Origin of the sequence: uncultured Chitinophaga sp., assembly GCF_937874145.1 — a bacterium.
Taxonomy (GTDB): Bacteria; Bacteroidota; Bacteroidia; order Chitinophagales; family Chitinophagaceae; genus Chitinophaga.
This window is the reverse complement of the sequence record NZ_CALNBI010000062.1, coordinates 1-5,777: the sequence shown is the minus strand read 5'-3', so window position 1 is coordinate 5,777 and position 5,777 is coordinate 1. Positions and strand designations below refer to the sequence as shown.

The 5,777-nt window shown below is 52.0% G+C and carries 5 protein-coding genes and 1 other RNA gene; 2 read left to right on the top strand and 4 right to left on the bottom strand.

Translation table 11 applies throughout. The annotated features are described in order from the left end of the window. Positions 1-110 precede the first annotated feature (110 nt). The 4 genes from ssrA to Q0510_RS02800 all read right to left on the bottom strand — a co-directional run bounded on the left by ssrA (position 111) and on the right by Q0510_RS02800 (position 4,691). Positions 111-482, bottom strand: a transfer-messenger RNA (tmRNA) gene (gene ssrA, locus Q0510_RS02815). A gap of 38 nt (positions 483-520) precedes the next feature. Next, on the bottom strand, positions 521-1,870 hold the full coding sequence (gene rseP / locus Q0510_RS02810; protein ID WP_298708036.1) for an RIP metalloprotease RseP: 1,350 nt from the start codon (positions 1,868-1,870) through the stop codon (positions 521-523). 43 nt (positions 1,871-1,913) lie between these two features. Continuing rightward, complete coding sequence (locus Q0510_RS02805) at positions 1,914-3,077, bottom strand: 1-deoxy-D-xylulose-5-phosphate reductoisomerase (RefSeq protein ID WP_298708034.1); 1,164 nt, start codon at positions 3,075-3,077, stop codon at positions 1,914-1,916. Between the two features lie 114 nt (positions 3,078-3,191). Then, on the bottom strand, positions 3,192-4,691 hold the full coding sequence (locus Q0510_RS02800) for a GH3 auxin-responsive promoter family protein (RefSeq protein WP_298708032.1): 1,500 nt from the start codon (positions 4,689-4,691) through the stop codon (positions 3,192-3,194). Positions 4,692-4,984: 293 nt separating this feature from the next. Here Q0510_RS02800 and rplU point away from each other — a divergent pair, with 293 nt between their 5' ends. Together rplU and rpmA are read left to right on the top strand one after the other, a co-directional pair. After that, positions 4,985-5,314 (top strand): 50S ribosomal protein L21, encoded by a 330-nt coding sequence (rplU, locus tag Q0510_RS02795; protein WP_298708030.1) that lies wholly within the window; start codon positions 4,985-4,987, stop codon positions 5,312-5,314. A 37-nt stretch (positions 5,315-5,351) separates the two neighbouring features. Further along, on the top strand, positions 5,352-5,630 hold the full coding sequence (gene rpmA, locus Q0510_RS02790) for a 50S ribosomal protein L27 (protein WP_109697096.1): 279 nt from the start codon (positions 5,352-5,354) through the stop codon (positions 5,628-5,630). The last annotated feature ends 147 nt before the right edge of the window (positions 5,631-5,777 follow it).

Sequence of the window (5,777 nt, the reverse complement as noted above, 5' to 3'; positions counted from 1 at the left end):
CGAAGGGGATTTGGCACGATTTTTAGTGGTGCGGCCGTACATAAACCTTTTCGTGGGGGAGAAAAAAAGCCCGTCAATGAAGTCATTGACGGGCTTTTAACATTTTTGGGAGGTGGAGCCGGCGGGAGTCGAACCCGCGTCCAAACATATCCTCCAAAAGCTTTCTACATGCTTATTTCTGCATTGGGTTGTCGGAACTTGGCAGGGGCAGAACAAACCAACCTCGTCCGTATCCGTTTAGATTTTCATTACACACTCACAGAAACCATGTGTACCTATCCCGCTATGGTTTTGATTCGGCGGCAAGAGTCGTAGTGGGTCACAACTCAGGCGGCTATAATGGGTACCTAATTTAATTAGGCAGCCATGGCGTAGTTAGATTCGCCAATTAGTGTTTGGGTATTCAGATTTACGTGCTAATTATCCAACGCACGGCATGCTTACACTTTCAAAGACCTATGCTGTCAAAACCGGTCAGCCCCGGTATTTTCGCAACGCAAAGATACAATTATTTTCTGATTTACTTACCTGTCAGCCAGCGCCAGATATCCAGCCCGTTTGCATACAAAAGTAAACCGAACAACAATATCATCCCCACGATCTGCGCATATTCCATGAACTTCTCGCTGGGCTTGCGGCCGGTGATGATCTCGTAAATGAGGAACAATACGTGCCCGCCGTCCAGCGCGGGTATCGGGAGAATGTTCATGAACGCCAGGATGATGCTCAGCAAAGCCGTGAGCGTCCAGAAGCTCTGCCAGTCCCATTCAGACGGGAACAGGTTCCCTATGCTCATAAACCCGCCCAGCGACTCGCTGGCTTTCACTTCCTTGGAAACAAAGATCAGGCGAAGCTGCTTCACGTAATCCACCAGCGTTCCGATGGCCGTCGTAAAGCCGGCAGGGATCGCCTGCGCGAAGGTGTAATGCTTCGTCACATATTCCAGGTGCCTGTCAGGGGAAATGTTCACGCCCAGGTAACCGGCGGAAGGGATCGTTGCGCTTTTGGTCAGCGTATCCGCGCCGCGTTTCACTGTAACGGAAATCGTCTTACCCGTATCCTTCACCACCAGTTTGGAAATTTCATGGAACCACTGCACCGGCTGACCGTTGATCGCCAGCACCGTGTCGCCCGCCTGGAGCCCTGCTTTGAAAGCCGGCGTCTCCACATCCTTGATCTTCGCCACCACCGTATCGATCACGGCCGGGAGGCGAACCGCGGCAATAGGCCCTTTCTTCTTGATGGTACCGCCAACAAATCCTTCCTGGATGTGTACGTCCACCTGCTTCCCATCCCGGATCACCTGGATGGTTTTGGCTTCGTCCAGGATCACGCCTTTGGTGATGTCCCGGAAGTCTTCCTGCGGCTTGCCGTCTACCGACATCAATATATCTCCATCCTTCAGGCCGATTTTATAACCTACCGAATCGGTGTGGATACCATATTTCACATTGGCTACGGGCAGCAGTTTCTCGCCCCAATGCCAGAGGATCATCGTATAAATGAGAAAACCCAGGACCAGGTTCACGGTTACCCCGCCGATCATGATGATCAGGCGCTGCCAGGCCGGCTTGGAACGGAATTCCCAGGGCTCGGGAGGACGGTTCATCTGTTCCTTGTCCATGCTCTCGTCGATCATCCCTGAAATCTTCACATAACCGCCGAGGGGCAGCCATCCGATTCCATATTCGGTATCGCCTTTCCTGAATTTGAAAAGGGAAAACCAGGGGTCGAAGAAGAGATAGAATTTCTCCACTTTCGTCTTAAACAGTTTGGCTGGGATAAAGTGCCCGAGTTCATGCAGGACCACGAGGATCGATAAAGAAAGGAGCAACTGGCCTGCCTTGACTAATATTGCGGTTGTTTCCATGTATTTGCTTGAAAAACCAGGATTTTTTTGCGAATGTAAGTAATTAGGACAGGCTATGTATCAATTCTGCGGCATGATCGCGGGCAGCAGTGTCGGCCTGGTAATATTGTTGTAAAGTGGGCTTCTCCACGAAAGGCACCTTCCCCATCGTTTCCTCGATCACTTCCGTCATCTGCAGGAACCCGATCCTGTTTTTCAGGAAGGCGTTCACCACTTCTTCGTTGGCCGCGTTCATGACGCAGGCGGCGTTCCCCCCTTTCCGTAACGCCTCGATGGCGATGGCCAGGTTGCGGAACGTTTTCACGTCGGGCTGTTCGAAGGTGAGGGAAGGATAGTTTTTGAAGGTAAACCGCTGGAAGTCGTTGGTAAGCCGGTCGGGGTACCCCATGGCGTACTGGATGGGCAGCTTCATGTCGGGCAGGCCCATCTGGGCTTTGATGGAGCCGTCGGTGAACTGTACCATGGAGTGGATGATGGACTGCGGATGGATGATCACTTCGATCTGGTCGGGTTGCAGGCCGAAGAGCCATTTCGCCTCGATCATTTCCAGGCCTTTGTTCATGAGCGTGGCCGAATCGATGCTGATTTTAGCGCCCATGCTCCAGTTGGGATGCTGCAGGGCGTGGTCTTTTTTTACGTTGATGAGGAAATTGGTCTTTTTACCGAGGAACGGTCCGCCGGAAGCCGTTAGGATCACCTTCTCCACTTTGGAAAGGGGCTCGCCCTGCAGGCATTGGAAAATGGCGGAGTGCTCTGAATCCACGGGGATCAGGGGCACGTTTTTCTTACGGGCGGTCGCCATGACGATATCGCCGGCTACCACGAGCGTTTCCTTGTTGGCGAGGGCAACGGGAGTGCCCTGCTCCAGCGCGCTCAGGGTGGGTGCGAGGCCTGCGAAACCTACGATGGCAGACAACATCAGGTCGATGGAATCCCACGCGGCCACTTCCACCATGGCGGAAGGGCCGGCAAACACTTTGATTCCCTGGTCGAATAAAACGTCCTTCACTGCGGCGTACTTGCTTTCGTCGCCGATCACAACGGCGTTGGGCCGGTGCTTCAACGCCTGCTCGATGAGCAGGGCGTCGTTCGATTGTGCTGTGAGCACTTCCACTTCAAACAGGGCGGGATGGGCCTCGATCACCTCCAGTGCCTGGCGGCCGATGGAACCCGTGGACCCGAAAATGCCTATACGTTTTTTACTCATGATCGCTTGTAATCTCTCCTTGCGTTTAAATTTAAAGGTTTTTTCAATTGCAGCGTGCGAAAAGGGGCGCCCCGCCTGCCCGGCGGGGAGATCTTTCCCGGGAAAGGCCTGCTGTCAGCGCCCTTCCAGGTACTTGCCCAGCTCGTCCGCGATGGTACGGTCGTTGCTGAGGCGGGGCACTTTGTTCTGCCCGCCCAGTTTACCGATGGATTTCATATAGTCGATGAACCCGTTCTTGCGTACCGGCCTGATTTTCAGGGTTTGGAGTATGTTGCCGGTCAACAGGTCGTTGTAATAAATATTCTTTTGCTGCATCACTTCGTCCACTTCCTGCGCGAAGCCTTCCAGGTTGCCGGGGGCTTCTTCGAACTCCACGAACCATTCGTGGTAGGGCAGTTCGCCGTTCACCTGCACTTTGGGCGCCACGGTGAATTCGGTGATGCGGATGTTGTGGCGGCCGGCCACGCCCATGAGGCTCTGTTCCACCTCCTCCCCGATAACGTGTTCGCCAAATGCGGAGATGAAGTGCTTGGTACGGCCGGTTACCACGATCCGGTAAGGGTTGCGGGATACGAATTTGACGGTATCCCCGATGTTATAGGCCCACAATCCCGCGTTGGTGCTGACGATCATGGCGTAGTTGACGTCCGTTTCCACGTCTTTCAGGGAAATGCGGGTGGGATTGGGGGAGAATATCTCAGCCGCGGGCACGAATTCGAAGAAGATGCCGGCGTTGGTGTTGAGGAGCAGGCCCTCCTGCTGCTGGGTGTCCTGGAAGGCGAAGAAGCCTTCGGAAGCGGGGAAAGTTTCGATGGTGGTCACTTTCCGGCCGATGGAATCCATCAGTTTGGCGCGGTAGGGCTCGAAGTTGACGCCGCCGTGCACGAGGAGGTTGAAATTGGGGAACAGCTCGCCGACGGGTTTGCCGCTGCGGGCGGTGAGTTCGTCGAAGTACATCTGCATCCACGGGGGTATGCCGGAAATGAGGCGCATGTCCTGGCTGATGGTTTCGTCCACGATCTTGCCCAGCTTGGTTTCCCAGTCTTCGATGCAGTTGGTTTCGTAGGTGGGGAGCTGGTTGGTACGGAGGTACCGGGGGATCTGGTGGTTGGCGATGCCGCTGAGGCGCCCTGTGGGGATGCCGGCGATCCTTTCCAGTTCGGGGGATCCGGAGAGGAAGATGAGTTTGCCGTCGAACGCGGTGGCGTCTCCCGTTTCCACGACGTTGCAGAAAACGGCGTTGCGGGAGGTATTGAAGTGGTGGTCGATGGATTCTTTGGAGATGGGGATGTATTTGACGCCGGAGGTGGTGCCGGAAGTTTTGGCGAAATACATGGGGAGCCCTTTCCACAATATATTATGGCGGCCTTCCTTGATTTTGTCGATCCAGGGCCTGAACTGTTCGTAATCGCGGATGGGAACGGCTAGTTTATAGGAGTCGTAGGAATTGATGGTATCGAAATGGTGCTCTTTCCCGAATTCTGTCTTCTTGCCCGTCTTCAGCAAATCCTGGAGGATGGCCTCCTGGTCTTCCGCCGCCCTCATCATTTCCTTCTTCACCTTGTTGGCGATAATGGAAGCAAATGGTTTGGCCAGCAGTGATTTAAACTTCATGCCCCGTTATTTTAATGATCAACGTAAGTAACAAATGTATAAAAATTGTACACAAGTTCAGCGTTTTTCAAACGGGCCACAGGCGGGGCTTGCGGGGCGGAAAGCAGCAGGTGGCCTGTGGTTGTTGGCGGGGAGGGCGATGTAAACAATTGTTAAAAAAAACTAAAATTGTAAAAAGTGCGTATCTTTGATATGTAATTCACTATTTTTCAGTTCTGTATTGATCCGGTGTGGATAAACAGGCATTAATATTGCAGGAATTGTTTTGTTGATTAAAAAACAAAGTAATACCTTTGCAGGAAATTATTTTTGGAAATACTATGTTCGCAGTTGTAAAAATCGCAGGCCAGCAGTTCAAGGTGCAGAAAGATCAGGAGATCTTCGTTCACCAACTGACTGGGAACGTCGGAGATAAAGTAGAATTTGCTGAAGTTCTGCTGACTGACAACGACGGTAAGCTTACCGTTGGTACTGATGTAAAATCAGTGATCAAGGCTGAAATTCTGGGCCATGTGCAGGGTGACAAGGTGATTGCCTTCAAGATGAAGAGAAGGAAAGGCTTCCGGAAGAAAGTGGGCCATCGTACCCATTTCACCAAGATCAAGATCAACGAAATTGCTTAAATTCATATTGACTAAAAGTTTCTAAAGTTATAATACAATGGCACACAAAAAAGGTGAAGGTAGTGTAAAGAACGGCCGTGATTCCCAAAGCAAAAGGCTCGGGGTTAAAATCTTCGGCGGTCAGGCAGCTGTAGCCGGTAACATCATCATCCGTCAGAGAGGCACCGTGTACCATGCTGGTTCCAATGTTGGAATTGGTAAGGACTTCACGATTTATGCGCTGACCGACGGTGTGGTGGAATTCAGGAAAGGCCGCGAGAACCGCACTTTCGTTTCCGTAAAATCATTTGACACCACTGCGCAGGCGGAAGCCTAATTCCACGCAGTGTTTGCCATAAAGTTTTTTTAATACCCAATTTTAATTACTAACCCAAAATTCAAAAAACAATGGCAACAATTAAGAAAGCTGCTGCAAAAAAAGCTGCTCCGAAAAAAGCTGCTGCTAAGAAAGCCGCTCCTAAAA